Origin of the sequence: Micromonospora sp. SL1-18 (assembly GCF_047921505.1) — a bacterium.
GTDB lineage: Bacteria > Actinomycetota > Actinomycetes > Mycobacteriales > Micromonosporaceae > Micromonospora.
Genome location: NZ_JBLROA010000217.1, coordinates 1 through 484 on the forward strand (window position 1 = coordinate 1; position 484 = coordinate 484).

1 protein-coding gene is annotated in these 484 nt (G+C 66.3%); it reads left to right on the plus strand.

All coding sequences use genetic code 11. The features are described 5' to 3' along the window. Positions 1-98: 98 nt before the first annotated feature. Positions 99-484: helix-turn-helix domain-containing protein (locus ACNAW0_RS30645; protein ID WP_416291523.1), on the plus strand; the 386-nt coding region annotated here is incomplete at its 3' end.

The window sequence follows — 484 nt, forward strand, 5'->3', positions numbered from 1 at the left end:
ACGGGCGTAACGTCCATATCGGACGGTGTTGGATATGGGCGTGGAGCCATCGATAGACAGGTTCTTGCGACAGAATCCAGTCTTCGAGAGGGCTCCACGTGATCGCCTATTCTGCCAGGCTCGACGTGCCCAGGGAACTCGTACAGCACGTGGCGCGGCTGCTTCGTGCCGAGCGTCGGGCGGTGGGCACCCGACCGGGAACCCGTGCGCTGACGTGCTTCTACCAGGCGATCCTGGTGTTGGTGTGGTTTCGCAAGGGTGAGGACAAGACCACCCTCGGGGCGGGGTTCGGGGTCTCGCGGGCTACGGCCTACCGGTACGTTGCCGAGGCCGTGCGGGTCCTGGCGGCGCAGACACCCACCCTGCACGACGCGCTGCGCCGGGTCGCCGCCGACGGCTGGTCGCACGTGATCCTCGACGGGAAGCTGTTCGACACCGACCGCGTCGCCGAGACCACCGTGAGCGTGAAAGGTGACACGATCGA